Source organism: Oscillibacter sp. (assembly GCF_040505565.1).
Taxonomy (GTDB): Bacteria; Bacillota; Clostridia; order Oscillospirales; family Oscillospiraceae; genus Oscillibacter.
The window spans coordinates 37,568-64,513 of sequence record NZ_JBEUWZ010000012.1 but is presented as its reverse complement, the minus strand read 5'-3'; the positions used below and the strand labels follow the sequence as shown (position 1 = coordinate 64,513).

Genomic DNA, 26,946 nt, shown 5'->3' with positions numbered 1-26,946 from the left:
GTAATAATGTTATACTTGTCCACGTTAGCAGAAAATTCAAAATTTTCTGTGGAGCGGATCTGACTGAAGAATAGTTTCCTGCGCCGCATTTAGAGCATATGACCGACTATCCGAAAATGGTGCATAAATATTCTGATAGAAAGACCGCAGCATCAACAGGAGGGATTGATCAAATGAGTGTCTACAAAAAGATCATGGATGTCATTGCTGGAATTGAGAAGGTCGTTCTCAGTGTGGTTTTGGCTTTCGTAACCATGATCACCTTCGCAAATGTCCTGGTCCGAAAGCTGAGCAACAGTCAGTTTGCCTGGACCGAGGAGCTGGTTATCAACCTGTTTATTCTGATGATCATGCTTGGCTGCGCGCTGTGCGCACGGGAGGGCAGCCTGATTAGTCTGTCCCTGATTTTTGACCGGATGAAGGTTGGAGGGAAAAAGGTATTTGTGCTGATCATCACAGTGGCCAACACCCTGTTCTGGGTCCTACTGCTGAAGACCGGCATCGACAAGGTCCTGACCCAGATGGCCAACGGCAAGCACACCTTTTCCCTTGGCTGGCCCGAGTGGGTATTCACCATTTTCCTGCCCATCGGCTGCGTATTCTTGATCCTGCACACCATTGAATTCTGTGTCGATGTACTGGCCGGAAACGCGCCTTGCGTAAAATCTGATGAGGAAGGAGGAAACGACTGATGATCAACCTGATTTTGTTTGGTTCCTTTTTCATTATGCTGTTTCTGAACATCCCCATCTGCGCAAGTCTCGGCCTTTCGTCCATTCTGGCGATGATATACTCCGGAGACAAGCTCTCCGTGGTCCCCACCAATGTTTATAACGGCATGGCAAAATTCCTGCTGCTGGCAATCCCGTTCTTTGTCCTCTCCGGCAACATCATGGCAAAGGCCGGAATCTCCACGCGTCTGGTCCAGTTCATTGACGACTGCATTGGACACCGCCGCGGCGGTATCGCCATTGTGTGCGTTGTGGTGGCCTGCTTCTTCGGCGCGATTTCCGGTTCCGGTCCGGCCACCGTGGCGGCACTGGGTATCATCCTGATCCCCGCCATGATTAACCGCGGCGGTTTCTCCGCGCCTTTCTCTTCCGCCATGATGGCGACGGCCTCTTCGATTGCCATTGTCATTCCGCCCTCTATCGCGTTCGTGGTGTACGCCTCCATTACCGGTGTTTCCGTGGGCGACATGTTCATGGGCGGTATCCTTCCCGGCATTATGATGGGTATTGCACTGGTGGTGGTCATCATGATCGAAGTCCGCCGCAAGGGACTGAAGGCCTCCCGCGAAAGAGCTTCCTGGGGTGCGCGCTGGAAATCTTTCCTCTCTGCGTTCTGGGGCTTTTTGATGCCTGTGATCATTCTGGGCGGTATTTACGGCGGTATCTTCACCCCCACCGAGGCCGCTGCCGTCTCCGTGGTATACGGCCTGATCGTCGGTGTGTTCATCTACCATGAGGTCAAGCTTCGGGATCTGTACGACCTGCTGGTCGACTCCGGCAAGACCACCGGCGGCATCATGCTCATCATCGGCGGTGCGACGCTGTTTTCCTACATCTGCACGGTCCACGGTATTTCCGGAGCGGCCCAGGATCTGCTGTTGAATATCGCCGGCAACAAGTATGTGTTTCTGCTGATTGTCAACGTGATCTTCCTGATCGCCGGCTGCTTCGTAGACGCCAACTCCGCCATGTACATCTTTATCCCCATCATGTTCCCCGTGGCGCAGCAACTGGGCATCGACCCGATTCACTTTGGCGTTCTGTCTACCGTGAACCTGGCGATCGGTCAGGTGACTCCGCCCGTAGGCGTGAATCTGTTCGTGGCCATCGGAGTCAGCGACAAGCTGAGGGATGTCAAGGATAAGACGAAGGTCACGATTGAGACGATTGCCAGAGCGGTGTGGCCTATGATTATCGCCTGCGTCGTCACGCTGCTGATCGTTACCTATGTTCCTTTCTTCTCCACTGTGTTCCTGGGTGCTGCGGCCTGATTCCAAGGATCTGCCATCACATGAGTGATTTCAGATAACGCAACTTGATTACGCGACCAAAATTTTAAGGAGGAAAAACCATGAAAAAGTTTCTTGCACTGGCTATGGCTCTGTCTATGACCGCCACGCTGCTGGCTGGCTGCGGCGGCGGCACTCCCGCTGCCTCCACTCCCGCTGCTTCCGGCAGTTCCTCTTCCAGCGCTGCCTCCAGCGGCACCAAATTTGAGAAGGCGACTTGGAAGTTTGCCTGCTCTGCCACGGAGAACACCTGCTGGGCGGACATGGGCCGTGACTTCGGTCAGATGGTGTCGGACGCCACCGGTGGCGCCATCACGGTTGAGGTTTATGCTGCCGACCAGCTGACTGCCGGCAACCAGTCCGAGGGCATTCAGGCCGTTATCGACGGCACCACGGAGCTGTCCGCTCACTCCAACCTGATCTATTCCGCGTTCGATCCGCGTCTGAACGTGGTCTCCCTGCCTTTCCTGTTTGATTCCGTTGACGATGTTGATGCGAAGATGGACGGCGCTGGCGGCAAGGCCCTTGGCGAGGTCGTCGAGAGCAAGGGCCTGCACCTGCTGGGTATTGGTGAAAACGGCTTCCGTCATCCCACCAACAGCGTGCGTCCCATCACCTGCCTGGCTGACATGAAGGGCCTGAAGCTCCGTGTCGCCGGTTCTGAGCTGCTGAACGCCGAGTACACAAAGTGGGGCGCCAACTGGGCCAATGCCAACTGGTCCGAGGTTTATACCGGCCTGCAGACCGGCACCTATGACGGACAGGAGAACCCCCTGCCCACCGCCGACGGCGCCTCTATCTCCGAGGTCCAGAAGTATGTCACCTATTGGACGGGCGTGTATGACTGCATCTTCTTCTGCATGAACGGCGATCTGTACAATTCTCTGTCTCCTGAACTGCAGGCGATCGTTGATGAGTGCGGCCAGAAGGCTGCCAAGAATCAGCGCGCGCTGGAGCGTGAGCAGGATCAGACTATCCTGAAGAAGTGGGAAGCCGCCGGTATCACCGTTACTGAGCTGACTCCTGAGGCCACCGCAGAGTTCAAGAAAGCCGCTCAGCCCTGCTATGACGACTTCGCCAGCGTGCTGACTCCTGAGCTGATCGCTGCCTTCACGAAGTAAGTATCCAATCTCTGGAAAATAGTTACGAATATTTTTAAGTTGCGTTAATTGGAAGAGCGTGGCTACAGGCGACTGTCGCCACGCTTTTTCAGAATCGCACGAGTGAAAAATTTGACAATTTGGTGAAATTTAGCTCAAGAAATTTACATTTTTTACAAAAAACCGATAAAAGTCGGCAGAAGGGAGTTTTTCCTATGGCAACCACCAAGGCTGCACAGGCAGCATATACCCAGGAACAGGCCGGGAAATTTTACGAGACCATGTCTACGATTCGCCATTTCGAGGAGAGCATCAAGCATGACTCTTTGGCCGGCGAGATCCCCGGTTTCGTACATCTGTACATCGGTGAGGAGGCCATTGCCACCGGCGTGTGCGCCGCCCTGCGGCAGGACGACATGATCGAATCCACCCACCGCGGCCATGGCCACTGCATTGCCAAGGGCGCGGATGTGAACCGCATGATGGCCGAGATTTTCGGAAAGAAGACCGGCATGTGCCAGGGCCGCGGCGGCTCCATGCACATCGCGGACTTCTCCATTGGTATGCTGGGCGCCAACGGCGTGGTGGGCGGCGGCTATAACCTGGCCACCGGAGCTGCGCTTGCTAACATGAAGGTTTTGAAGAACGACAAGGTTTCCGTGGTCTTCTTTGGCGACGGCGCCTCCAACCGCGGCACCTTCCACGAGGCCATGAACGTGGCTTCCGCGTGGCACCTGCCCGTCATTTTCGTCAATGAGATGAACTGCTGGGCGTCCACCACACCCTATCGTACCACCTGTAACACTGAAAATATCTCCGATCGTGCGGTGGGCTATCATGTTCCCGGCGTGATCGTGGACGGCCAGGATGTCTTCGCTGTCTATGATGCGGCTGTGGAAGCGGTTGCCCGCGCACGGAAGGGTGAGGGTCCCACCTTTATCGAGGCCAAGACCTACCGCATCGAGGGTCACTATGTGGGCGACCCCGAATTGTACCGCGAAAAGGAAGAGACTCAGAAGATATTCCACGACACCGATCCTCTGAAGATGTTCCGCCTGAAGGCCGCCAAGCTGAAGCTGATGACTGCCAAGGACTGCGATGCCATCGACGAAGCCTGCGCGGAGAAGATCAAGGCGGCCAAGAAGTTCGCCATGGAGTCCGAATACCCCGATTCCAGCGAGTACTTGAAGTACGTCTATGTGGACTAAGAACTGAGGAGGATGACGACAATGCGTAAACTTACATTTTCTCAGGCCACCTGCGAGGCAATGGCCGAGACCATGGCGAAAGACGACAGCATTTTTGTAATGGGCGAGGATCTGGCCCGTCAGGGCGGCATCTTCGGTCAGTTCAAGGGCCTGCCTGAGCAGTTCCCCGGACGGATCCTGGATACCCCCATTTCCGAGACCTTCATCATCGGCGGCGGCGTGGGTGCGGCCTTGGCCGGCGCTCGTCCCGTGGTGGATATGCACTTTGCCGACTTTATCGGCGTGCCGATGGATGAGATTTTCAACCAGATGGCAAAGGCCCGCTACATGTTCGGCGGTCAGGCCAAGGTACCTCTGGTGCTCCGCGCGCCGGACGGCATGACCTTCCAGGGTGCGGCCCAGCATTCCCAGTGTGTGGAGGCATGGTTCCCTCACATCCCCGGCATCAAGGTCGTGGCTCCTTCCAATCCCTATGACGCCAAGATGGTGCTGATTGCCGCCATCGAGTCCGATGACCCCGTGCTGTATTTCGAGAATAAGATTCTCTATAAGGAAAAGGGCGAGCTGCCCGAGATCGCCGATCAGGTTCCCTATACGCTGGGCAAGGCCCGCGTGGAGCGGGAGGGCAGCGATGTGACCATCGTGTCCTATTCCATCGGGATGAAGAACGCCAGGGGCGCGGCAGATCTGCTGGCCAAGGACGGAATCAAGGCCGAGGTCATCGACCTCATTACCCTGTCTCCTTGGGATAAGGAGACGGTGCTGAACTCCGTGAAGAAGACCCACCGGCTGTGCGTGGTGCACGAGGCGGTGAAGCAGAGCGGCTTTGGCGCCGAGATTGCCGCAACCGTTGCCGAGGAGGCTATGGAGTATATGGATGCACCCATCCTGCGGTATGGCGCTCCGTTCTGCCCCATTCCCTTCGCCCCCACGCTGGAGAAAATGGTGCGCGTGTATCCGGAGGACCTGTACAAGGGCATCAAGGGCATGTTTTAATGCCTGTTGAAAAGGAGATTTTCAAATATGGCAACTGAAGTATTGATGCCGAAGATGGGTCTGACCATGACCGAAGGCACCATTGAAGAATGGAAAAAGAAGGAGGGCGACGCCGTCAAGGTGGGCGACGTGCTGCTCTCCGTGGCTACCGATAAGCTGACCAACGACGTGGAGTGCGATACCGACGGAACTTTGCTGAAGATTCTCTTCGGTGAGGGCGAGACCGTGGCTTGCAAAACCGTGATTGCCTGGATTGGCTCCGCCGGCGAGGCCGTTCCCGGCGTTTCCACGGCGTCCGCTCCCGCTGCGGCCTCTGCCGCGCCTGCTGTGACCGCAGCTCCTGCCGCCGCCCCTGCTGCGACTGTCGCCGCCAACCGCGCGCCGGGCGGGTTTGTTTTGGCGACTCCCTACGCCCGCAAGCTGGCAAAGGACAAGGGCTATGACCTGTCCCAGGTTCCCGGGACCGGCCCCAATGGAACGGTGGTGGCGAAGGACGTGGAATCCTTCGTGGCCGGACCCAAGACCAGCCCCATGGCCGCCAAGCTGGCCGCCGAGCTGGGCGTGGACCTCAACAGCCTGAACGCAAACGGTCGGGTGATGAAGTCCGATGTGCTGGCCGCCGCCGGAAAGACTGCCGCTGCTCCCACCGCTGTCCCTGCCGCTGCGGCGCCCGTTTTGGGCAGCAACGATGAAGCGCCCAAGAAGGTCAATCCGCTGCGCCGCAGCATTGCCGCCAATATGGCAAACTCCTGGCATACCTCTCCCCGGGTGACCTACACGCATCCTGTGGATGCCACCGCCATGAAGGACCTGCGCGCCAAGCTGAAGGACGGATTGAAGGAACAGGGCATCAAGCTGACCTACAACCACATTCTGATGAAGGTGGTCGCAAAGGCGCTGACCGAGTTCCCGGATATCAACTCCAGCTTTGCGGACAACATGCTGACTCATCACACGCACGTGAACATGGGCCTGGCTGTGTCCAAGGGCGACGGGCTGATCGTTCCCAACGTAAAGAGCGCCGACAGCAAGTCTCTGGCGGAGATCGCAAAGGAGACCGAGAAACTGATCGCCTCCACCCGCGACGGCAAAATTGCCATGGAGGATATGACCGGCGGCACCTTTACCATCTCCTCTCTGGGGCCTTATGGGATCACCAATTTCTCCCCCATCATCAACCAGCCTGAGCTGGCGATTCTTGGCGTATGCGACATGGTGGATACCCCTGTGGTCCGGAGCGGTGAAATTGTCATCCGTCCCATGATGAACCTGTGCCTCACCGCCGATCACCGCGTGGTGGACGGCGTGATGGCCTCCAAGTTCCTTAAGCGCATCTGCGAGCTTTTGGAGAATCCGTACATGCTGCTGGTCTGACGATCTCGAAGGGGAGCAGGCTCCCCCTCAATCTGTCCCATCGCCAGTCTGCGGACTGGCGTGTGCGCCCAAGGCGCACGGGGCGGAGAATTTCCGGCAGGCGCATGTCCTGACAAAAAGGATTCGATTTGTTTTCCGCGGAGCGGAAAAATCGGGGGGCCTGGCTGAGGCCGGGCCCTCGCCTTATTTAAGAAAGAAGGACAATTTACTATGGCAACTGAAGTTCTGATGCCGAAAATGGGCCTGACCATGACGGAGGGTACCATTGAGGAATGGAAGAAGAAGGAGGGAGACGCCGTCAAAGCGGGCGACGTTCTGTTCTCCGTGGCCACGGATAAGCTGACCAACGACGTGGAGTGCGACACCGATGGAACCCTACTGAAGATTCTGTTCGGCGAGGGTGAGACCGTGGATTGCAAGACCGTGGTGGCCTATATCGGACAGTCCGGCGAGGTAGTTTCCGCCGGCGGAGCCGCCGCTCCCGCCGCGGCTGCTGCTGCGGCCCCTGCGGCACCGGCTGCCGCTGCTCCCGCCGCAGCCGGCAGTAAGACTGTCTTGGTAGTGGGCGGCGGCCCCGGCGGTTATGTTGCCGCTATCCGGGCTGCGCAGCTGGGTGCCAAGGTCACTGTGATCGAGAAAGAGCATCTGGGCGGCACCTGCCTGAACATCGGCTGCATTCCCACCAAGTGTCTGCTGCACAGCGCCGAGCTGATTTCTCAGATCAAGGAACAGGGTGCTGATATCGGCGTGAAGGTCTCTGGCGTGGAGGTGGACTTTCCCCAGATTATCGCCCATAAAAACGCCATCTCTAAGCAGCTTACTTCCGGTGTTGCGGGCCTGTTGAAGATCAACAAGGTCACCAAGGTCGACGGCGAGGCCGCGTTTACCTCCCCCAAGACCCTGAGCGTGAAGAAGTCCGACGGTTCCACAGAGACCATGACCGCCGACGCCGTCATCGTGGCCACCGGCTCCGTCAATTTTGCGCCTCCCATCCCCGGTCTGAAAGAGAACCCCAACTGCATTGATTCCACCGGCGCATTGAGCCTTTCCGAGCTGCCCAAGTCCATGGTGGTCATCGGAGGTGGTGTCATCGGTCTGGAACTGGCTTGCGCCTATGCGGCATTCGGCACGAAGATCACCGTTGTGGAGGCGTTGGACCATATGCTGCCCATGCTGGACGGCGACCTCACCGCCATCGGCGTGGCCCACATGAAGAAGATGGGAATGGAGTTCTATCTGGAATGCCCCGTGCAGGCTGTGGAGTCCTCCCCCGTGGGCGCAAAGGTGGTCTGCAAGAACAAGGCGGGCGAGACCGTCAGCTTTGAGGCGGAGAAGGTTTTGGTGGCAATCGGCCGCCGCGCCAACACCGCGTCCCTGAATTTGGAGGCCGGCGGTCTGAACAACGACCGGGGCCGTATTCTTGTCAACGATCAGATGGAGACCAGCGTTCCCGGCGTGTACGCCATCGGCGACTGCGTCATGGGTTATGCCCAGCTGGCGCACACCGCCTCCGCCATGGGCGAGGTGGCCGCCGAGAACATCTGCGGCGTTCCCGCCGTGTACGACGAGAAGACGAACCCCACCTGCGTGTATATGGAGCCGGAAGCTGCCGGCGTGGGTCTCACGGAGGAGCAGTGCAAGGCCAAGGGCGTTGCTTACAAGGTCGGCAAGTTCCCCATGAGCGCCAACGGCAAGGCTCTGATCCTCAACGGCGGCGAAGGTCTGGTCAAGATCATTGCCGATGCGAAGTACGGCGAGGTGCTGGGTATGCACATCATCGGGCCCCGTGCCACGGATCTGATCGCCGAGGGCGCGCTGGCCATCCGTCTGGAGGCCACGGTGGAGGAGTTGATCTCCACCATCCACTCTCATCCCACCGTCACCGAAACCATGCGTGAGGCAGCTTTGAATGTGGAGAAAAGATCCATCCATACGAAAAACTGAAATTATCCCTCTAAGAAAACACCGCAGCCCGCCGTGCAAAAGTACGGCGGGCCGCGGCAGTCTGCTATAAAGCCTGAGGAATGATTGCGTTGACTTTTTCGGAATTCCAAAAATAGGGCGGAAAAGCTTATTTATTCGGCTTTACTGTCGGTTTGCCGTTAGGGAGAATAAATCGCTCATTCGGGGAAAGTGAGTCCTGCTTGAAATCCATCCGCACCGGTAACGATGATATCCCCCGCCGCCGGGATCCCCTCGCAAAGATACAGGTTCACCTGTACGCCGTCAGGATGCCCCGGATAGTTCAAAACGGTATAGGTGTAGCGGGTGACCTGCCGGCCTTTCAGGTCCTCCAGGTCAAATCCCTGCCCTTTTTGGAGCTTATTATAAGCGACATAATCCGCCGTCAGAGGGTCGGGCAGCTGAAGCTGCAGGGTTGCCACCGGATCGGGGGAGATCTCCCAGCCCAGATCCTTTAAATAGTCCGCCCGGGATTCCTCCGTGTCCAGCCGCCCTACACCGTTCTCGGCAGATTTATGGAGGAAGCCGCCCAAAATTACCAGCAGGATTACTAGTGCGGCGATCAGTACCACTGCCAAAAACGTCTTTTTCTTCCGCAGGCGTGCCGTCCAGATGAACATGAAAAACCATCCCTTTCTCCCTGTGCGGCGCCGTTCCCGGCGGCGCAAAACCATAACTTTTTGGACAAACTTTTTGACCCTTCCGCCATTTCCTTATTCCATTTGCCCTTCAGATATGCTAAAATTAAAAAAATACAGTGTGAGAGGTGATGGTGCGCCGTGACGACACAGAGACTGGACAAACTGCTTTCCGGGACTGGCAGATGGTCCCGGCGGGAAGTAAAGCTGCTGGTGAAGCAGGGACGGGTCCTGGCGAACGGCGCGCCCGTGCCGTCGCCGGAGTCGAAGTACGACCCAGAGGCCGTGATGCTGACGGTGGATGGGGAGACCGTTTTCTGGCGGGAGAACACATGGGTAATGATGAACAAGCCCGCAGGCGTTCTCTCTGCAACGGAGGATGGGAAAGGGAAAACCGTTCTGGACCTTTTGCCGCCGGAGCTGCAAAAGCTGGAGCTGTTTCCGGTGGGACGGTTGGACAAGGACACGGAGGGGCTCTTGCTCCTGACGAACGACGGACAGACCGCCCACCGCCTTCTTTCCCCTAAATACCACGTTGACAAGGTGTATTATGCCAGGGTGAACGGACATCTGGAGGAATCGGATTGCCGGGCGTTCGAGGCGGGCATGTCGCTTGCGGACGGCCTTGTTTGCCAGCCTGCCGGATTGGAGATATTGTCTTCCGGATCGGAGAGCGAATGCCTTGTGACGGTGCGGGAGGGTAAGTTTCATCAGGTGAAGCGGATGCTGGCGGCGCAGGGAAAGCCCGTGACTTATCTGAAACGGGTGTCCATGGGCAAATTGTCGCTGGATGCGGCGTTGGGTATCGGCAATTTTCGATATTTGACAGAGGAAGAACTGGATGTACTGCGAAACAGTTTGGCAGGAGCTTCATGAAATCTTAATATTTTACAAAAAGCCACTGATTTTTTTGTTGAAAAAAGAAAAAATGTCTTGCATTTTCACAAAAATATCGATATAATGTAGTCATTGACAAAATGCACAAAGCAAAATGACGAGTGTGCGTTAGGAGGGCCGGCAATGTCGGGAAGAATTTTTCAGAACGTAGTCCTGCAGCTCAAGGAAAATACGGACCGGACGGTGGGCGTGATCGACGGTGAGGGAATTGTGATTGCGTGCAGCGAACTTTCCATGATCGGACAGCGGTGGGCGGAATTTGTGCCTGCGATCAACACTGCCGGAGGAAGCATGCTGGCTTCATCCGGGAAGACCTTTAAGGCGCTGAACGGCTGGGGCAACCAGTTTGACTATGCCGCTTTCGCTTTCGGCGACAACGATATCAGCAAAACGGTTTGCGCACTGGCGACGGTGGCGCTGAACTCTGCCAAATCCTATTATGAGGAAAAGCATGACCGTGGCTCCTTTATCAAAGACATTATCACAGACAATATCATGCTGGGTGACATTTATATGCGGGCGAAGGAATTGCGGGTTGTCAGCGATGTGGCCCGGGGTGTGTTCGTCATTCGTTCCATCAAGAAGACGGAGTCCGTCCCTACGGACTCCATACAGACCCTGTACCCCGACCGGCAGAACGATTTCGTTCTCTCTGTGGGGGAGGGAAACGTGGTTTTGATCTGCCAGCTGCCCGAGGGAACTGGCGTTCGGGAGTTGAATAAGATTGCGACTTCCATTGAAGAGGCCCTTCGTTCCAACGGCGAGTCCACCGTGGTGGTGGGCATCGGCACCGTGGCCACGCACCTGCGCGATCTTGCCAAATCCTATAAGGAAGCGCAGATCGCCATCGAGGTGGGCAAGGTCTTCGACACGGAGAAGTATGTCATCAACTACGAGAATCTGGGCATCGGCCGCCTGATTTATCAGCTGCCCACTACCCTTTGCGAGATGTTTTTGCAGGAGGTTTTCAAGAAGAACCCCATCGACGCGCTGGATAAGGAGACGCTGTTTACCATCCATAAGTTTTTCGAGAATAATCTGAACGTTTCCGAGACGGCCAGAAAGCTGTTCGTCCACCGGAATACGCTGGTGTATCGTCTTGAAAAGATTAAGAAGCTCACGGGCCTCGACCTCCGGGAGTTTGACGATGCCATTACCTTCAAGGTGGCGCTGATGGTCAAGAAATATCTGACCTCCCGCGGCATTGACGCCTGATAGAAAATCAAGAGGGGAGCGGACGAAGGTCCGCTCCCTTTTTTTGCCCGGTACGAAGACGGTTCCTTGGGAAGACGTGTTTTTTGCGCACGGGAGGAAGCTGGGCGGAGGACAATTTGAGATATTCCGGCTGCGTTTCTGCGCTGGCTGGGGCCCCGGGGAATTTTAGGGTTGGACAAAGCCAAGCGGATATGGTATAATAAAACTGTATGAGTTGCGAAAGGTACGAGGTGTTTCCATGCGGATTGATGTGCTTGGCGTTGGCTTTGACAATGTGACCATGGCGGAGGCTGTGGCGGAGGGGCAGCGCCTTTTGAATACAGAAGGGGTGCATTATGTTGCGACCCCAAACCCCGAGATTGTGGAGGTCTGCCGGGAGGACCCGGAGGCGCGGGCTGCCGTCAACGGTGCGAATCTGGTTTTGCCGGACGGCATCGGCGTGATCAAGGGCGCGGCAATACTGGGGACTCCGCTGAAAGAAAAAACGCCGGGTATTGAATTTGCCGGGCGCTTGATGGAGAAAATGGCCGTTGAGGGGAAGTCCCTTTATTTGTTGGGGGCCAAACCCGGCGTGGCGGAAGAGGCTGGAGCCCGGCTGGCCGCGAAATATCCCGGATTGAGGATTGCCGGGACCCACGACGGGTATTTCAAGGAGGATGCTCCTGTGGTGGAGGCCATCCGACTCAGCGGGGCAGACTGCGTGTTCGTGTGTCTGGGAGCACCGAAGCAGGAACTGTGGATGGCGAAAAACGGAAAGTCCACCGAAGCGCGTCTGCTGTGCGGTTTGGGCGGCAGTCTGGACGTATTTGCGGGAAGAGTGGAACGGGCGCCGGAGTTTTGGTCGCGTCACGGGCTGGAGTGGTTTTACCGGCTGTGCAGGGAGCCTCGCCGCATCGGACGGATGATGAAGCTGCCGCTGTTTCTGATCCATGTGAAGCAGGAGAGGGGACGGCGGAAATGAGCGGAAAACTGATCGTGTTCGAGGGAACCGACGGCTCCGGCAAGGCTACCCAGGCCGGAATGCTGGGGATAAAGTTGAAAGAGCAGGGAGTTCCATTTCAGGAAATTGACTTTCCGCGGTACGGAAACCCCTTTGCGGAACCGGCCAGACTGTATTTAGATGGGGCACTGGGGAAAAAGCCCGGCGACGTCAGCGCCTACGCCGCCTCCACGCTGTACGCGGTGGACCGATATGCTTCCTACAAACAGGACTGGGGCGCGGCCTATGAGGCCGGTATGTTGATTCTTGCGAATCGCTATACGACTTCCAATGCGGTGCATCAGGCATCAAAGCTTCAGCCTGCCGAGCGGGAGGAATTTCTGAATTGGCTTTTTGATTTGGAATATTGCCGCCTGAGCCTTCCTCAGCCTGATTTGGTGCTCTATCTGGATCTCCCCACGGAACTTTCAGAACAGATGCTCCGTCAAAGAGAACTTAGTACCGGCGTCAAAGCAGATATCCATGAGCAGGACGACACTTATCTGCGCAACTGTCGGATGAATGCCCGGCAGGTTGCCCGGGATCTGGGCTGGGCCATGGTGAACTGCGCCCGAGACGGACAGATTCGTTCCGTGCAGGATATTCACAGCGAGGTTTGGCGGAAGGTGAAAAAATATCTGTAAAGCCAGTCCACTTTTCATATCGGCAAAACGGGACGTCTCGCGTCCCGTCTGCCCGTGGAGGTGGATCAGCAGCAGCCGTTTCCGCAGCCGTTTCCGCAGCCGTTTCCGCAGCCGTTTCCGCAGCTGTTGCCGTTGTTGCCGCACAAGCCGCTTCCGCCGCAGCAGCACAGAATCAGAATGACAATGATGATGAGCCACAGGCAGGAGCAGTTGCTATTCCCCGAGTTAAAGCACATGAATTTGTCACCTCACTTAAAGTCTTTAAGATAATCTATGCGCCGATGAACCGCGGGGAAACTTGGCCCATTAAAAATTTTGAACACAGCAGGATCGCAGGAGGTATAACAAGGTATGTCCGAATACAACAATCAGGAAACCGCCAACTGGGACGCGAATCAGGTTCGCCGGGATAGCGTACGTCAATCCCAGGCAGAAGAGAAAGCAGGCCGGGGACCGCACCGCCGCCGTCGCCGCAGACGGTTTCTCAGCGGGTGGAAATATGTGCTGTTTGTCCTGCTGACCTCCGTGCTGGTGGCAGGCGTGGGCTGGCTGCTCATCAATGACTTTTGCGCGTTCAGCAAGGCGGATGTCACCACCACGATTCAGGTCACGGCGGATGACAATCTGAAGAGCATTGCCGGCAAGCTCCACGATGCTGGTCTGATTCAGTATAAGTGGTTTTTCAGATTCTTCGGGGGCATTGCCGGTGCCAATGACAAAATTGGGATCGGAAGCTATGAGCTGAACAGTGAGATGGACTATATGGCGCTGATCAACGCGATGCACAACTCCTCCGGCGGCATGAATACGGACACTGTCCGCATTACGATTCCGGAAGGCTATACTGTCAAGCAGATTATTGCGCTGCTTGCGAAAAACGGCGTCAATACCGAGGCAAATCTGACCCAGGCTGCTCAGACCGGCACGTTCAGCTATGATTTTATCGACAATTCCTCCAACGACATTTCTCGCCTGGAGGGTTATCTGTTCCCGGACACCTATGATTTTTATGTGAATGAAAAGCCCGAAAGCGCCCTGCGCCGCCTGATCTCCAACTTTACAACGAAGATGGACGACGACATGATGGCACAGGTGGAAGCATCCGGCCACAGCCTGAAGGAGATCGTCACCGTGGCATCCCTGATCGAAAAGGAGACGGCAGGCAGCGACCAGAAGACCATTGCCTCCGTCATCTACAACCGGATGGCGGACACCGGGAGCCACGGCACCTATGGGATGCTGCAGGTGGACGCGTCCTTGCTGTACGCGCTGCCGGATCACGCGGGCGCCATCACCAACGACGACAAAAAGGTGGATTCCAAGTATAATCTTTACAAGTACAAGGGTCTGCCGCCCACGCCTATTGCCAACCCGGGCCTCACCTCGCTGGAGGCGGCGCTGGAACCAGAGTCCACCGACTATTATTTCTATGCTCTCGGGAAGGACGGAACCCACCACTTCTCCTCTACGCTTAAGGAACACAACGACTTTATCAACAGTGATCAGTATGCTGGAAACTAAGCTGCCGGAGCTGCTTTGCCCCGCGGGAGACATGGAGCGGTTGAAAATGGCGGTGGCCTACGGCGCAGATGCGGTGTATTTGGCGGGGACCAGCTTTGGAATGCGCTCCTTTGCCGGAAACTTCTCCGACGAGGAGCTGCCCAAGGCGGTGGAATACGCCCACAGCCGCGGCGTCACGGTCCACTGCACGGTGAACACCATGCCCCGGAACGACGAGGCCGCCCGCCTTCCGGCGCATCTGGAAAAACTCCAGAGCGCCGGGGTGGACGCGCTGATCATGGCGGACCTGGGGGTTTTTACACTGGCGGGAAAATACGCTCCCTGCTGCCAGCGCCACATTTCTACCCAGGCCAGTATTGCCAACTATGAGTGTGCCCGGGCCTGGCACGATCAGGGGGCGCGGCGGGTGATTTTGGCCCGGGAACTGAGTCTGGACGAGATTCGGGAGATTCGGGCCAAAACCCCCGCGTCCCTTGAAATCGAGTGCTTTGTCCATGGGGCGATGTGCGTCAGCTATTCGGGCCGCTGCCTTCTCAGCAGCTATATGACCGGGCGGGACTCCAATCGGGGCGCCTGCGCCCAGCCCTGCCGGTATCAGTACGCCCTGATGGAAGAAAAGCGCCCCGGGGAATACTTCCCGGTGTTCGAGGATGAAAAGGGTACGTATATCATGAACTCCCGGGACATGTGCATGATCGACCATCTGGACGAGCTGTGCACCGCCGGAATCAGCAGCCTGAAAATCGAGGGGCGCGCAAAGTCCGCCTATTACGCGGCAATTGTCACAGGAGCTTACCGCCACTGTCTGGATGCCGCAGCGGCTGGAAAACCGCTTGACCCCGTGTGGCGGGACGAGGTGGAGCACGTCAGTCACCGTCGTTATTCCACTGGCTTTTTTTACGGCCAGCCGGGGCAGTACCTTGAGAATTCTCGCTATATCAGAAACTGGCAAGTGGTAGCACTTGTCGTTGATTGCGACGAAAACGGAAATGCCACTTTGTCCTTGCGGAACAAGGTGTACACCGGAGAGGAAGTGGAAGTCGTTGGGCCGGACTGCCGTCCCTTTGCCATGACTGTCCCGGAGCTGCGGGAACCGGACGGTACGGCGGTGGAAGAGATCAAAACACCTCAGACCGTATTTCAGATGAAACTGCCCCGCCCGGTGCCGCCGCTGTCGCTGGTGCGGCACGACGTGGAGCTGTCAGCCAAGTAACAGGACCCAGATAAGTGAGGAGAAAGAGAATGAACGCAGACGTTGTGATTATAGGCGCAGGCCCCGCCGGTATTTTTACCGCGCTTGAAATGCTGAAAAAAGGCAGCAAGCAGAAAATCGTGATGGTAGAGAAGGGCCAGAGCGTAGAGAAGCGCCACTGTCCCAAGGACAAAACGGGGTACTGCATGAACTGCAAGCCTTACTGCCACATTACTACCGGCTTTTCCGGCGCGGGGGCTTTTTCCGACGGAAAACTGTCTCTTTCCTATGAGGTGGGCGGCGATCTGCCGACCCTGATCGGGGAGAATCTGGCTCAGGAGACCATCAACTACGCCGATCGGATCTACCTGGACTTCGGCGCCGACGAGCATATTGAGGGCCTTGGCAACGACCCCGAGCGCAAGGAGATCCGCAAGCACGCCATTCAAGCCGGCTTGAAGCTGGTGGACTGCCCCATCCGCCATCTTGGTACGGAGAAGGCGCAGAGCCTGTACCTTGCCATCGAAAAGTATCTGCTGGAGCAGGGTGTGGAGATTCTGTTCGGTTACGAATGCTCCAACATTATTTTGGAAGATGACGTATGCAAAGGCGTCTCCATTTCCAACGGAAAGACCGACCAGGAGGTCTTTGCGAAGCATACCGTGGTGGCCACCGGCCGCCGCGGCGCGGACTGGCTGGAAAAACTCTGTGCTGAACACAACATTGCTCACGCGCCGGGCACGGTGGACATCGGCGTTCGGGTAGAGGTGCGCAACGAGGTCATGGAGATGGTGAACCGGGTTCTCTATGAGTCTAAGCTGGTTGGCTATCCCCGGCCGTTCAAGAACAAGGTCCGGACCTTCTGTCAGAACCCAGGAGGCTTTGTCTCACAGGAGAACTACGACAACAATCTGGCGGTGGTCAACGGTCATAGCTATAAGGACCTGAAGACCGACAATACGAATCTGGCGATTCTGTGCTCCCACAATTTCAGCGTCCCCTTCAACCAGCCCATCGCTTATGCCCAAAAGGTGGGAGAACTGACCAACATGTTGGGCGACGGGCACATTATGGTCCAGCGCTTCGGCGACATTCTGGACGGCAAACGGACTTGGCAGAAGGAACTGGCTCAGTCCAACATCCGTCCCACACTGCCGGATGCCGTGGCAGGGGACATTACCGCCGCCATGCCTTACCGCTCCATGGTGAACATCATCGGTTTCATTCAGGCCATGGACCACGTGGTTCCCGGCTTTGCCTCCACGGAGACGCTGCTGTACTCTCCAGAGCTGAAGTTTTACTCCAACCGGGTGAAAATGGATACCGACTTCAATACCAGCCTTAAGGGACTCCACTGCCTGGGTGATTCCTCCGGTTGGACCCGCGGATTGATGATGGCCTCCGTTATGGGGACACTCATGGGCCGGAAAATCGCGGAAGAGGGCTGAAGCCACGCAGGGAACTGTACTTTTTCAGGGCCTTTTTTGGGCGATTTCCTCCATTGTATGGAGATAAAAATCGATACGGTCAGAATACACAAAATGTCTCAGAAAGAAGGGAGGTCATTATGAAACTGAAAAATATCAAAGACGTGAAGAAATTTATCAACGTACTGGACGACTGCAAACGCGATGTATATCTGAAATCTCCTCAGGGTGACGTGTTCAATTTGAAATCCTCTCTGTCTCAGTATATCGCCATCGGGCGGCTGCTGGAGGAGAACGGCGACAATCTGGAGATGTTTGCCGACGATCAGGCGGATGAGGCTCTGCTGATCGGTTTTCTTATGGAACTGGCGAAAGAGGATTCGCAGAGCGGGAAGTAACGTGTTCGGCCCAGAAGGAAACAAGAAGCTGAATAAGCTGGAAATATGCAGAAAAAGGCACGGAACAAGTCGTTCCGTGCCTTTTTCTGCATGAAAAATTTAATGACCGTATGTAGCTGATTTTTTCCACTGTCAAGTCTGATTTTCACTTTGATTGCGACCTGATTTTTGCACCGGCTGTCCTATAATGGTGACTGCTTAGTAATCCGCAAGGCGAGTTCAACCTGCGCCTCCGCGGGCTGCGGTCAGAATTCGGAGAAGGGGGCGGCGGAAATGACGGTGGTATACATAGACAGCGTGTTTGTGCTGAACGCACTGGCGGATTATCTGCTGGTGTACGCCGCCGCCCAACTGGCGGGGGCCAGACTCCAAAGGCTCCGGTTCCTTCTGGCGGCACTGCTGGGGGGAGCCTATGCCGTGGCGGTGTTCCTGCCGGGATTGGGGTGGCTGTCCACGCCGCTGGTGAAGGTGGCGGCGGGAGTATTGATGGCGCTGGCGGCTTACGGCGGTGAACCCCGGTTCCTTCGATTGACGCTGCTGCTGTTTCTGGTGTCCTGCGGCTTTGCGGGGTGCGTGCTGGCGCTGGGATTGGCCGCTGGGCAGGGGATACCCATGGAAAATGGCGTTTTCTATACAAATGTGGACGCAAAGATTCTGCTAATCTCTGCCGCTGCGGCGTACATCGTGCTGACGGTGGTATTCCGCGCCAGTGCTCGAAGCAGCGGGGCAGGGGGGTTCCTGATCCCGGTGACGGTTGCAATTTACGGTCGCCGCACAGCCCTGACAGCCCTGTGCGACACAGGCAATACCCTCCGGGACCCGGCGACGGGGAGGTCAGTGTTGGTAGCCTCAGCGGAAAAACTTCAGACGCTCTGGCCGCCGGAACTGGGTCCGTTGCTGTCGCCGTCCGCCTTGCGCGCTCCCTCCGAGATCATGGAGCGCCTGGCGTCGTCCGGCTGGGCGGCGGCGCGGTTTCGTCTGCTGCCATACAGTGCGGTAGGGGTAGAGAGCGGATTGCTGCTGGCGGTCCGTCTGGATTGGGCCAGCGTCAACGGAAAGAAACGGGAACGATTGTTGCTGGCACTGTCGCCCACTCCTGTGGGAGATGGCTGCGATGCCCTTTGGGGCGAACTTGAAACATGAAAAACGTGCCGGTAAAGACGAAAGGGAGGACCGAGAACATGCCTCATTGGTTGGAAAAACTTCGAAAGCTGCTCTGCCGTCTGGGTCTTCTGCCCCGGACGCCCGTCCACTATATCGGCGGCAGCGATACCCTGCCGCCGCCACTGACCCGTGAGCGGGAGGCAGAGTTGCTAATTCGCATCGGCGAGACCGACGCCCGTCAGGAGCTCATCGAACACAATCTCCGCCTTGTGGTGTACATAGCCCGCCGCTTTGAGAATACCAAGATTAACATTGAAGACCTGATTTCCATTGGCACCATCGGCTTAATCAAAGCGGTTGAGACCTACAGGCCTGATAAAAATATTAAGTTGGCAACCTACGCCAGTCGCTGTATTGAAAACGAGATCTTAATGTACCTTCGCAAAAACGCAGGCCGAAAAGGGGAGGTCTCCTTTGACGAGCCGTTAAATACCGACTGGGACGGTAACGAACTTCTCCTCTCCGACGTTCTGGGCACCGACGCCGATGTGGTCATGCGCCCGATCGAGGACGACGTGGACCGAAGTCTCCTGACCGCCGCTTTAAAAATCCTTTCTCCCCGCGAAAAAGAGATTATCACACTGCGCTTCGGGCTGAACGGGGGACAGGAGCGCACCCAAAAAGAGGTGGCCGACCATCTCGGTATTTCCCAGTCCTATATCTCCCGTCTGGAAAAGCGCATCATCCAACGGCTGAAAAAAGAAATTCTTCGACTCAGCTAGCAAAATTTATAATACTTACAGCGCCCGACTATTCCATGGCCGGGCGCAATCATTTACAAAAAAAGAGGACTGCCTTACAGCAGTCCCAAATCGCTATGCTCCTCGTCTCGCAGGCGAAAGATCTCCGCCCTTTAAATGAGCGAGGAATTAAGAACTTGTATAACGACGGCCCCGCTCGGCCGTGTAGACCCCGTTATAACCTGCACCTTTACGGACAGGTGGGTCGCCTGCAGCACGCTTTATCGCTTCCAACTTCCAGCCGCAAACAGCAGCCGGGAGGCCTGCGAACCACGGACTGATCCGGCATCCCTTATAACGAAATGTGGGTTAAAAAAGGTCTATCACGCACCGCGCAGGGTCTTCAAGACGTCAGGGGTTTTCGTCCTCCTCGTCCTCAAACAGCGATTCCATGAACAAGTCGTACACTGCGTCCAGCTCCTCGTCGGAGTCCAGCGTGGAGAGCATTTCTTCGCCGTTTTCCGTCACGGCTTTCAGAATCACCAGCCCGGTGTCCGCGTTCTCCTCGTCGGAGTCCTCCGTCTCGGCGGGGAAGAAAGCCATATACTTTTGGCCGTTGTGCTCCAATGCGTCCACGAACTCCAATTCAATATCGTTTCCATCCTCATCGGTGATTGTGACAAATGTGGGGCTAAGATCTTCGCTCATGGGAACGCCTCCTTACGGTTTTCTTTGATCATATTGTATCCGCTTCAGAGGGAAAATGCAAGTGTATCAGGCTAGGAAAACATGGAAAATTGAAATTATAGGCATGCATATTCTTGAGCATTAAAAAAAATTTTTAAAAATTTGGAACTTTTTAGAAGGGAAAGACGACAATTTAAGAGTTGACAGGAATGGTAGAATATAAAATATGATGGTGCACTATGACAGTTGTTCCACCGTAGATAGCGGAACGACTGATGCCCCAAATTTTGGAAAAGGAGGTGCCCTGCATTGGAACAGCATGGCAGACACGAGCAGAATCCGCAGCCCCATGAACACCGACGTCGTCAGAGCACCAGAACACACACCGCAAGTACGATTTGGTTCGCAGTCCGGACCCTTCTTCTGATTGGCGTTCTATCCGGCGCCATGATTGCCGGCATTTTCATGTATTTTGTCAAGACGACGCTGACCCCGACGCTGAATGTCAACGCCGACGACTATACCATGAATCTCAGTTCCGTCATTATGTATCAGGACAAGAGCACGGGCGCATGGAACAATCTTCAGACGATTTACGGTGACGAAAACCGCATCTGGGTGGACTATGATCAGATCCCGGACGCCATGTGGCAGGCGGCGGTGTCCATCGAGGACGAACGCTTTTTTAAGCACCACGGCGTGGACTGGAAACGAACCGCCGGAGCAGCCGCAAACTTGTTTCTGCACACCAGCAGTACCTATGGCGGGTCCACCATTACCCAGCAGCTGCTGAAAAACATGACCGGCGACAATGACGGTACGGTAAATCGCAAGGTCCGGGAAATTTTTCGGGCGCTGGAGTTTGAGAAAAAGTATTCCAAACAGGAAATACTGGAGCTCTATCTCAATACGATCTATCTGGGCCAGACGTGCTACGGTGTTGAGACTGCCGCACAGTATTATTTCGGCAAGGATGTGTCGGAGCTGTCGGTGGCGGAATGCGCCAGCATCATCGCGATTACCAACAACCCCTCGCTGTATGGCCCCATGTCCACCGTTACCCTTAAAGATTCGGATACCGGCGCGAAAAAGACGGCGCGGGAGATGAACAAGACCCGCCAGAAGAACATTCTGGACAAAATGCTGGAGCAGGGGTATATCGACCAGGATACCTATCAGAAAGCAATTGATGAGGAGCTGAAGTTTACCGACGGCTCCGTCTCTGCCCAAGAGCTGGTGGCCGCCGACAACGCCGACAAGAGCAACGGCGCAGCCACCGGAATCAATTCCTATTTCGTGGATCAGGTGATTCTGGACGTCTCCAACGATCTTGCAAAGCAGCTGGGCATTTCGGCGAAAGAGGCGCGTATTAAGCTGTATAACGGCGGATACACGATTTATTCCACCGAGGACCCACATATTCAGGAGATTGCAGAGTCCATTTATGAGGACCGTTCCAATCTGAATGTGACTTCCTCCAGTGGACAACAGCTGCAGTCAGGTATCACGATCGTGGACCCCTCCACAGGAAATGTGGTGGCCATGGTGGGCAAGGTGGGCGTGAAGGATCGGAATCTAGGTTGGAACTATGCCACCGGTAGCCGCCAGTGCGGTTCCGCCATCAAGCCTATCACGGTCTATTCGCCGGCGCTGGACGCTGGAGTGATTACAATGGCGTCCACCTTTGACGATTATCCTGTCCGGCTTCTGAACGATAGGCCGTGGCCAAAGAACTCACCTCAGGGGTATAAAGGCTGGACAACCCTAGCTAGCGGTGTCGCGAATTCCGTCAACACCGTGGCCGTGCAAGTCATTGAAAAACTGGGCATCTCCAACTCCTTTACCTTTGCCACGGAGAAGATGAATCTGGATCTGGTGGCGGACGACATCAACACGGCGTCCCTGGGGTTGGGCGGTTTGACCAACGGCGTTTCCACCGAGGAGATGGCCGCCGCCTTTGCGACGTTCCCCAACGGCGGCGTTTATAACTCGCCCCGGCTCTATTCGAAGGTGGAGGACGCTGACGGCAACACGGTTCTGGACAACCAGACGGATACCCATGTAGCTGTGAAGGAGACCACTGCGTATTTCATGAACCAGCTCCTGCAGGGCGTTACAAGCAGCGGTACCGCCTCCCGGTACAAGCTCTCCGGTATGGCCAGCGCCGGTAAAACCGGTACTACCAGCGAAAACTATGACCGTTATTTTGTTGGCTACACGCCCTATTATTGCGCGGCGGTCTGGTGTGGTTACGATAATAATGAGCGTATCAGCTATTCCGGTAACCCCGCTGCCGCCATGTGGAATAAGGTCATGCAGAAGATCGCGAAGGAGCAGGAGAATAAATCCTTCTCCAAGCCAACCAGCGGCCTTGTTTCCGTGCAGGTTTGCGCCGACAGTGGTCTTCTGGCAACGGATGCCTGTGCCGCTGACCTGCGGGGCAGCCGTGTCCGTACGGTGGAGGTCGCCGTCGGTACCGCTCCGACCGAGAGCTGCAACCTGCATAAGCTCTTTGATTACTGCACGGAGGGAAAGTGTCTGGCTACGGAGTTCTGCCCCGCGTCAACCGTAAAGAAAGTGGGGCTGCTGGACTATACCCGCACGGACTACGGCCCGAATATTGTGGCGGACGATAATGCCTATCTGGTCAAATCTTTCCGGACGGTGTTGGCGGACGGAACGATCCAGCTTCCGCCCTGTTCCGTCCACAAGGACGGCTCCGCACTGCCTCCCGATACGGGCGGCGGTGAGGGAGAACCGGTTACTCCCGGCGAGGGAGGCGAAACGGGTCCTACTCCCAATCAGCCCCCGACCGACCCCAATGACGGCTATGGCGGCTCGGGCAATTCCGGGAATTCGGGGAACAGCGGTGGAGATACCACCACGCCGACTACTCCAACAACTCCCACGGAGCCCACGACTCCATCGGACAACGGCACGGGGAACTGGTGGAACACCGTTTGGGACACCGGGACCTGAGCAATTCTATGAAAACCGCCGCACAACAGTGCGGCGGTTTTTTCTGCCCACTCGGAGGGGGAAAACTGCTGTATGTGAAACGGCGTTTGTGCGGCGAGTAGACCATCCTAATAGGGCTGAAAGCGGAGGCACTTCTCAAAGAAGACCACCCCATATGGACATTTTACCGAAAAACTGTTCTGCCAAACCGAAAAATTCTTGAGTTTTTTCATTGCAACCTGTCAAATTCTATGGTACACTGAACCAAGTGTAAGGACAAATGACCATGGGAGGCGGACGAAATGAGCAGAGAGATCAAGTATCATATCGTGGCGGCGGATGCTCTGCCGGAGATTTTTGTCAAGGTGGCGGAGGCAAAGCGCATGATGCAGACCGGTGAAGCGAACACGGTCGGCGCCGCTACCCGGATGGCGGGTATCAGCCGCAGCGCATTCTACAAGTACAAGGATTCCGTGCAGCCCTTCAATGACATGAAGGCGGAGCACATCATCACGTTTTATGGGATGCTGAAGGATGCTCCCGGCGTATTGAGCCGTGTGCTTTCGGATTTCGCCGGCGCGGGGGCAAATATCTTGACCATCAACCAGAGCATTCCGACCAACGGCTGCGCCGCGGTCACCGTGTCGGCTGAGACCTCGGACATGGAGATGACGCTGGAGGCGTTCCTGGAAGAGGTCGCCGCTGTCGATGGCGTGATCCGGTTTGAGATTCTGGCCGGTTAAGGTAAAAAAGCGAAAGGATTAATCCATGAGTAAAATCGCAATTTTGGGCCTTGGCACGGTGGGGACCGGCGTCGCCAAGGTGGTGGCGGAGAATGCCCGGCAGATCGAGCGGAAGCTGGGCGAGCCGCTGACCGTGAAGTCCATTCTGGTCCGCCATTTTAAGGACAGTCCCTATCGTCAGCTGATGATCGACGATTTCAGCCGCATCGAACGGGACAGTGAGATTCGCGTTGTGGTGGAGACGATCGGCGGCGTGGACGCAGCCTATGAGTACACAAGGCGGGCTCTGGAGGCGGGGAAGCATGTGGTCACCGCCAACAAGCAGCTGGTGGCCGAAAAGGGCTGTGAGCTGTTGGAGCTGGCCCGGAAGAAAAAAGTGAACTACCTCTTTGAGGCCAGCGTGGGCGGCGGTATCCCGGTGCTGCACCCCCTGACGGAGTGCCTGTGCGCCAACCGCGTGGATGAGATTTACGGGATTTTGAACGGTACTACCAACTACATCCTCTCCCGCATGGTCCGCACCGGCGCCTTCTTTTCCGATGCTCTGCGGGAGGCCCAGGCCAAGGGCTACGCCGAGGCAGACCCCACCGCCGACGTGCAGGGCATCGACGCGGGGCGCAAAATCTGCATTCTGGCGGATTTGGCCTTTGGCGCGCAGGTACGGCCCCAAGACGTCCCCATGGAAGGAATCAAGAAGCTGTCCCTCCGCGATGTGAAGGTGGCCCAGAGAGCGGGTTACCGCATCAAGCTGCTGGGCCGGTGCCTTCGGATGCCCGGCGGAGGGCGGACGGCCTATGTCGCGCCCCATCTGGTGCCGGAGGAACACCCCCTTGCCAATGTGGAGGACGTGTTCAACGCCGTGGTGGTCAAGGGCAACGCCGTGGGCGAGGTCATGTTTTACGGCAGGGGCGCGGGCGAACTGCCGACGGCATCAGCCTGCGTGTCCGATGTGCTGGAGTGCCTGCGCCGCAGTCCCCGGCAGGAGGAAATCGGATGGAGCGCAGACTTTGACGGCTTTATCGACCCCATGGAGGTCGCCACCCGCTTTTATTTTCGCATTGAGGGCAGCCTGACGGACGCCGCTATGGCTTTCGGACAGGTGGAGGTCCTCAGCGAGGACGGCGAGACCGGCTTTCTGACGGACCGCATCACGGGACGGGAGGCGCTGGAGCAGTCCAGAAGCCTGAACGTGCTTGCCTGCCTGCGGGTACTTGGCTGAGAATTGAACCGCGAATCCAGATATCAAGGAAGGGTAGATCAATGAGTTTGATTGTGCAGAAATTTGGCGGAAGTTCGGTGAAGGACGCCGAACGTATCCGCCATGTGGCCGGTATTATTGAAAAGACCTATAAGGCCGGAAACGATGTGATCGTGGTGCTGTCCGCTCAGGGCGACACCACCGACGACCTGATTGCCAAGGCGCAGGAGATCAATCCCCGCGCCTCCCGCCGGGAGATGGATATGCTGTTGTCCACCGGTGAGCAAATCTCCATTTCTCTGTGCGCCATGGAGCTGGAGCGGCGCGGTCTGCGCTGCGTGTCTCTGGCCGGATGGCAGGCGGGCGTGCAGACCTCGTCCGTATACAGCGACGCCCGTATCAAACGAATAGACCCAGAGCGCATCCTGTCTGAGCTGGACCAGCACCGCATCGTCCTGGTGGCGGGCTTTCAGGGCATTGACCGCACCGGAGACATCACGACGCTGGGCCGGGGCGGCTCGGACACCAGCGCCGTGGCGCTGGCGGCATCGTTCCACGCCGAGCTGTGCCAGATCTTCACGGACGTGGACGGCGTCTATACCACCGATCCCCGCATCGTGTCCAACGCCCGGAAGCTCAGCGAGATCACCTATGACGAAATGCTGGAGCTTGCCAGTCAGGGAGCCCAGGTGCTCCATAACCGCAGCGTGGAACTGGCGAAAAAATTTCATGTGAATTTGGAGGTCGTGTCCAGCCTGGAGGATAAACCTGGCACGACGGTGAAGGAGGCTACAAAAGTGGAAAAGACGAATATTGCGGGGGTGGCGAAAGATACCAGCATCGCCCGTATTGCTCTGGTGGGCCTGCAGCACAATCCCGGCGTGGCGTTTCAGGTTTTTGACCTGCTGAGCAAGAGTAACATCAACGTGGACGTGATTTTGCAGTCCATTGGACGCGATGACAAAAAGGATATTACTTTCACGGTCCACAAAAAGGACGTGAACGAGTCCGTGGAGCTTCTGGAGGAGCACAGGGAGGCTTTGAAGTTCGACCACATCGCTACCGACGAGCGGATCGGCAAGGTCTCCATTGTGGGTATGGGCCTTATGAGCAACTGCGGAGTGGCCGCCAGAATGTTCGAGGCACTGTACGATGCCGGTATCAACATCCAAATGATCAACACCTCCGAGATCCGCGTTTCCGTGCTGTTGGACGAGGATGACGTGGATAAGGCGGTCCGCGCCATCCACGCGAAATTCTTTGACGAGAACTGATTTTTTCGGATAACCGGGCCGGCAGAAGTCTTTGCCGGTTCTGTTCCTGCCTCCCGGCGCATAGAGTCGCAGGGAGGTGAGTTGTCCGATGAAAAACCGTTTTGCGCATTTTTCCATCCGCTTTTTATCCGTCCTGCTCGCGGGGGTTTTTCTGCTGCTGCTCCGCACCGTGACACAGAATCCGGTCTGTGCCCTCTTGGCGCCGCAGTTTGCCAGCCCATGGGAGCTCAGCAAGCTGGTATTTTGGCCGTTCCTGCTGGCTGCGGCCATTCCGCTGCAGGACGGCGGGAAGTTTTTATCCAGACTGCCCTGGCTGACAATGGCGCCGGTGGCAGCGGTTCTGATCTTCTGGGCGCTGGCCGCCCTGAAACCAGGGCCAGGCGTGTACCTGTTGATATGGGTCGTGCTCTCCGCCGCCGCGCTGGCGTTGGCTCAACGGGGCGTTCTGGCAGGAGGTGACCGTTCCGTCTGGCTGGTTCTGGCGGCGGCGATGGGAATTTTGTATATTGTGCTGACCTTTCTGCCGCCTACGATCGGTCCCTTTTTGGACCCGTCGGATGTGGCGGCCATGGCTACGATTCCATGCTGAAAACACAGGGGAAAAGGGCCGCCGGTGGGCGTCCCTTTCCTTTTTCACAGATGAATGACACGCGGGCTTCCGCGTAAAATAA

Annotated in this window: 25 protein-coding genes and 1 other RNA gene; 22 read left to right on the top strand and 4 right to left on the bottom strand. The window is 56.6% G+C overall.

Annotated features, from left to right (window positions below):
- Window positions 1-173 precede the first annotated feature (173 nt).
- From ABWQ15_RS06215 to lpdA, 7 genes are all read left to right on the top strand, one after another.
- Window positions 174-692 (top strand): TRAP transporter small permease, encoded by a 519-nt coding sequence (locus ABWQ15_RS06215; RefSeq protein ID WP_353907892.1) that lies wholly within the window; start codon window positions 174-176, stop codon window positions 690-692.
- Window positions 692-2,002 carry a TRAP transporter large permease gene (locus tag ABWQ15_RS06210; protein WP_353907891.1) on the top strand — a complete coding sequence of 437 codons (1,311 nt, stop codon included), beginning with the start codon at window positions 692-694 and terminating at the stop codon, window positions 2,000-2,002. Before ABWQ15_RS06215 ends, ABWQ15_RS06210 begins: the two co-directional genes overlap by 1 nt.
- A gap of 80 nt (window positions 2,003-2,082) precedes the next feature.
- A complete protein-coding gene (locus ABWQ15_RS06205; RefSeq protein WP_353907890.1) occupies window positions 2,083-3,141 on the top strand; it encodes a DctP family TRAP transporter solute-binding subunit in 1,059 nt (352 codons plus the stop codon).
- Between the two features lie 194 nt (window positions 3,142-3,335).
- Window positions 3,336-4,328, top strand: a complete 993-nt coding sequence (locus ABWQ15_RS06200) for a thiamine pyrophosphate-dependent dehydrogenase E1 component subunit alpha (protein WP_353907889.1) — start codon at window positions 3,336-3,338, stop codon at window positions 4,326-4,328.
- 21 nt (window positions 4,329-4,349) lie between these two features.
- Window positions 4,350-5,324: an alpha-ketoacid dehydrogenase subunit beta gene (locus ABWQ15_RS06195; RefSeq protein ID WP_353907888.1), complete on the top strand. Its 975-nt coding sequence runs from the start codon at window positions 4,350-4,352 to the stop codon at window positions 5,322-5,324.
- A 27-nt stretch (window positions 5,325-5,351) separates the two neighbouring features.
- Window positions 5,352-6,698, top strand: coding sequence for a dihydrolipoamide acetyltransferase family protein (locus ABWQ15_RS06190; protein WP_353907887.1), 1,347 nt, complete (start codon window positions 5,352-5,354; stop codon window positions 6,696-6,698).
- 210 nt (window positions 6,699-6,908) lie between these two features.
- Window positions 6,909-8,642: a dihydrolipoyl dehydrogenase gene (gene lpdA / locus ABWQ15_RS06185; protein WP_353907886.1), complete on the top strand. Its 1,734-nt coding sequence runs from the start codon at window positions 6,909-6,911 to the stop codon at window positions 8,640-8,642.
- Window positions 8,643-8,818: 176 nt separating this feature from the next.
- Here the strand turns inward: lpdA and ABWQ15_RS06180 are convergent, their stop codons facing one another.
- Entirely contained in the window at window positions 8,819-9,280 is a 462-nt protein-coding gene (locus ABWQ15_RS06180) for a DUF4830 domain-containing protein (protein WP_353907885.1), read from the bottom strand.
- 159 nt (window positions 9,281-9,439) lie between these two features.
- Between ABWQ15_RS06180 and ABWQ15_RS06175 the strand changes: the two genes are divergently transcribed.
- The 4 genes from ABWQ15_RS06175 to ABWQ15_RS06160 all read left to right on the top strand — a co-directional run bounded on the left by ABWQ15_RS06175 (window position 9,440) and on the right by ABWQ15_RS06160 (window position 13,033).
- Window positions 9,440-10,174, top strand: coding sequence for a pseudouridine synthase (locus ABWQ15_RS06175; RefSeq protein WP_353907884.1), 735 nt, complete (start codon window positions 9,440-9,442; stop codon window positions 10,172-10,174).
- A gap of 144 nt (window positions 10,175-10,318) precedes the next feature.
- On the top strand, window positions 10,319-11,410 hold the full coding sequence (locus tag ABWQ15_RS06170) for a PucR family transcriptional regulator (protein WP_353907883.1): 1,092 nt from the start codon (window positions 10,319-10,321) through the stop codon (window positions 11,408-11,410).
- Window positions 11,411-11,648: 238 nt separating this feature from the next.
- Window positions 11,649-12,371, top strand: coding sequence for a WecB/TagA/CpsF family glycosyltransferase (locus ABWQ15_RS06165; RefSeq protein WP_353907882.1), 723 nt, complete (start codon window positions 11,649-11,651; stop codon window positions 12,369-12,371).
- A complete protein-coding gene (locus ABWQ15_RS06160) occupies window positions 12,368-13,033 on the top strand; it encodes a dTMP kinase (protein ID WP_353907881.1) in 666 nt (221 codons plus the stop codon). Before ABWQ15_RS06165 ends, ABWQ15_RS06160 begins: the two co-directional genes overlap by 4 nt.
- Before the next feature lie 65 nt (window positions 13,034-13,098).
- Here the strand turns inward: ABWQ15_RS06160 and ABWQ15_RS06155 are convergent, their stop codons facing one another.
- Window positions 13,099-13,269: a hypothetical protein gene (locus ABWQ15_RS06155; RefSeq protein ID WP_353907880.1), complete on the bottom strand. Its 171-nt coding sequence runs from the start codon at window positions 13,267-13,269 to the stop codon at window positions 13,099-13,101.
- A 115-nt stretch (window positions 13,270-13,384) separates the two neighbouring features.
- On the opposite strand from ABWQ15_RS06155, the gene mltG reads away from it, so the two are divergent.
- The 6 genes from mltG (at window position 13,385) to sigE (ending at window position 19,457) form a co-directional block, all read left to right on the top strand.
- Window positions 13,385-14,554: an endolytic transglycosylase MltG gene (gene mltG / locus ABWQ15_RS06150; protein WP_353907879.1), complete on the top strand. Its 1,170-nt coding sequence runs from the start codon at window positions 13,385-13,387 to the stop codon at window positions 14,552-14,554.
- Window positions 14,541-15,767, top strand: coding sequence for a peptidase U32 family protein (locus ABWQ15_RS06145; RefSeq protein WP_353907878.1), 1,227 nt, complete (start codon window positions 14,541-14,543; stop codon window positions 15,765-15,767). The genes mltG and ABWQ15_RS06145 overlap by 14 nt, the downstream gene beginning before the upstream one ends.
- 29 nt (window positions 15,768-15,796) lie before the next feature.
- On the top strand, window positions 15,797-17,194 hold the full coding sequence (locus ABWQ15_RS06140; RefSeq protein WP_353907877.1) for an NAD(P)/FAD-dependent oxidoreductase: 1,398 nt from the start codon (window positions 15,797-15,799) through the stop codon (window positions 17,192-17,194).
- Between the two features lie 119 nt (window positions 17,195-17,313).
- A complete protein-coding gene (locus ABWQ15_RS06135) occupies window positions 17,314-17,571 on the top strand; it encodes a methyl-CpG-binding domain-containing protein (RefSeq protein ID WP_353907876.1) in 258 nt (85 codons plus the stop codon).
- A 273-nt stretch (window positions 17,572-17,844) separates the two neighbouring features.
- Window positions 17,845-18,714, top strand: coding sequence for a sigma-E processing peptidase SpoIIGA (locus ABWQ15_RS06130; RefSeq protein ID WP_353907875.1), 870 nt, complete (start codon window positions 17,845-17,847; stop codon window positions 18,712-18,714).
- A gap of 38 nt (window positions 18,715-18,752) precedes the next feature.
- Window positions 18,753-19,457 carry an RNA polymerase sporulation sigma factor SigE gene (sigE, locus tag ABWQ15_RS06125; protein WP_353907874.1) on the top strand — a complete coding sequence of 235 codons (705 nt, stop codon included), beginning with the start codon at window positions 18,753-18,755 and terminating at the stop codon, window positions 19,455-19,457.
- Window positions 19,458-19,621: 164 nt separating this feature from the next.
- On the opposite strand, the gene ssrS is transcribed toward sigE, so the two are convergent.
- A non-coding RNA gene (gene ssrS / locus ABWQ15_RS06120) (6S RNA) lies at window positions 19,622-19,819 on the bottom strand.
- Between the two features lie 7 nt (window positions 19,820-19,826).
- Complete coding sequence (locus ABWQ15_RS06115) at window positions 19,827-20,123, bottom strand: DUF1292 domain-containing protein (RefSeq protein WP_353907873.1); 297 nt, start codon at window positions 20,121-20,123, stop codon at window positions 19,827-19,829.
- Between the two features lie 288 nt (window positions 20,124-20,411).
- Between ABWQ15_RS06115 and ABWQ15_RS06110 the strand changes: the two genes are divergently transcribed.
- From ABWQ15_RS06110 to ABWQ15_RS06090, 5 genes are all read left to right on the top strand, one after another.
- Window positions 20,412-23,081: a transglycosylase domain-containing protein gene (locus tag ABWQ15_RS06110; protein WP_353907872.1), complete on the top strand. Its 2,670-nt coding sequence runs from the start codon at window positions 20,412-20,414 to the stop codon at window positions 23,079-23,081.
- Between the two features lie 281 nt (window positions 23,082-23,362).
- Entirely contained in the window at window positions 23,363-23,803 is a 441-nt protein-coding gene (locus tag ABWQ15_RS06105) for an ACT domain-containing protein (protein ID WP_353907871.1), read from the top strand.
- 25 nt (window positions 23,804-23,828) lie between these two features.
- A complete protein-coding gene (locus ABWQ15_RS06100) occupies window positions 23,829-25,022 on the top strand; it encodes a homoserine dehydrogenase (RefSeq protein WP_353907870.1) in 1,194 nt (397 codons plus the stop codon).
- 41 nt (window positions 25,023-25,063) lie between these two features.
- Complete coding sequence (locus ABWQ15_RS06095) at window positions 25,064-26,275, top strand: aspartate kinase (RefSeq protein WP_353907869.1); 1,212 nt, start codon at window positions 25,064-25,066, stop codon at window positions 26,273-26,275.
- 88 nt (window positions 26,276-26,363) lie between these two features.
- The gene (locus ABWQ15_RS06090) at window positions 26,364-26,864 is read left to right on the top strand and encodes a hypothetical protein (RefSeq protein WP_353907868.1); all 501 of its coding nucleotides are present in this window, start codon (window positions 26,364-26,366) and stop codon (window positions 26,862-26,864) included.
- The last annotated feature ends 82 nt before the right edge of the window (window positions 26,865-26,946 follow it).

What these genes read in the sequence shown, in the direction of transcription:
- ABWQ15_RS06195 (WP_353907888.1), top strand. Translation starts at nt 4,350, where the DNA reads ATGCGTAAACTTACATTTTCTCAGGCCACCTGCGAGGCAATGGCCGAG.
- ABWQ15_RS06115 (WP_353907873.1), bottom strand. Translation starts at nt 20,123, where the DNA reads ATGAGCGAAGATCTTAGCCCCACATTTGTCACAATCACCGATGAGGAT.
- ABWQ15_RS06135 (WP_353907876.1), top strand. Translation starts at nt 17,314, where the DNA reads ATGAAACTGAAAAATATCAAAGACGTGAAGAAATTTATCAACGTACTG.
- ABWQ15_RS06140 (WP_353907877.1), top strand. Translation starts at nt 15,797, where the DNA reads ATGAACGCAGACGTTGTGATTATAGGCGCAGGCCCCGCCGGTATTTTT.
- ABWQ15_RS06215 (WP_353907892.1), top strand. Translation starts at nt 174, where the DNA reads ATGAGTGTCTACAAAAAGATCATGGATGTCATTGCTGGAATTGAGAAG.
- mltG (WP_353907879.1), top strand. Translation starts at nt 13,385, where the DNA reads ATGTCCGAATACAACAATCAGGAAACCGCCAACTGGGACGCGAATCAG.
- ABWQ15_RS06170 (WP_353907883.1), top strand. Translation starts at nt 10,319, where the DNA reads ATGTCGGGAAGAATTTTTCAGAACGTAGTCCTGCAGCTCAAGGAAAAT.
- ABWQ15_RS06190 (WP_353907887.1), top strand. Translation starts at nt 5,352, where the DNA reads ATGGCAACTGAAGTATTGATGCCGAAGATGGGTCTGACCATGACCGAA.
- ABWQ15_RS06165 (WP_353907882.1), top strand. Translation starts at nt 11,649, where the DNA reads ATGCGGATTGATGTGCTTGGCGTTGGCTTTGACAATGTGACCATGGCG.
- ABWQ15_RS06145 (WP_353907878.1), top strand. Translation starts at nt 14,541, where the DNA reads ATGCTGGAAACTAAGCTGCCGGAGCTGCTTTGCCCCGCGGGAGACATG.
- ABWQ15_RS06160 (WP_353907881.1), top strand. Translation starts at nt 12,368, where the DNA reads ATGAGCGGAAAACTGATCGTGTTCGAGGGAACCGACGGCTCCGGCAAG.
- ABWQ15_RS06205 (WP_353907890.1), top strand. Translation starts at nt 2,083, where the DNA reads ATGAAAAAGTTTCTTGCACTGGCTATGGCTCTGTCTATGACCGCCACG.
- ABWQ15_RS06100 (WP_353907870.1), top strand. Translation starts at nt 23,829, where the DNA reads ATGAGTAAAATCGCAATTTTGGGCCTTGGCACGGTGGGGACCGGCGTC.
- ABWQ15_RS06130 (WP_353907875.1), top strand. Translation starts at nt 17,845, where the DNA reads ATGACGGTGGTATACATAGACAGCGTGTTTGTGCTGAACGCACTGGCG.
- ABWQ15_RS06210 (WP_353907891.1), top strand. Translation starts at nt 692, where the DNA reads ATGATCAACCTGATTTTGTTTGGTTCCTTTTTCATTATGCTGTTTCTG.
- ABWQ15_RS06200 (WP_353907889.1), top strand. Translation starts at nt 3,336, where the DNA reads ATGGCAACCACCAAGGCTGCACAGGCAGCATATACCCAGGAACAGGCC.
- sigE (WP_353907874.1), top strand. Translation starts at nt 18,753, where the DNA reads ATGCCTCATTGGTTGGAAAAACTTCGAAAGCTGCTCTGCCGTCTGGGT.
- lpdA (WP_353907886.1), top strand. Translation starts at nt 6,909, where the DNA reads ATGGCAACTGAAGTTCTGATGCCGAAAATGGGCCTGACCATGACGGAG.
- ABWQ15_RS06105 (WP_353907871.1), top strand. Translation starts at nt 23,363, where the DNA reads ATGAGCAGAGAGATCAAGTATCATATCGTGGCGGCGGATGCTCTGCCG.
- ABWQ15_RS06155 (WP_353907880.1), bottom strand. Translation starts at nt 13,269, where the DNA reads ATGTGCTTTAACTCGGGGAATAGCAACTGCTCCTGCCTGTGGCTCATC.
- ABWQ15_RS06095 (WP_353907869.1), top strand. Translation starts at nt 25,064, where the DNA reads ATGAGTTTGATTGTGCAGAAATTTGGCGGAAGTTCGGTGAAGGACGCC.
- ABWQ15_RS06180 (WP_353907885.1), bottom strand. Translation starts at nt 9,280, where the DNA reads ATGTTCATCTGGACGGCACGCCTGCGGAAGAAAAAGACGTTTTTGGCA.
- ABWQ15_RS06090 (WP_353907868.1), top strand. Translation starts at nt 26,364, where the DNA reads ATGAAAAACCGTTTTGCGCATTTTTCCATCCGCTTTTTATCCGTCCTG.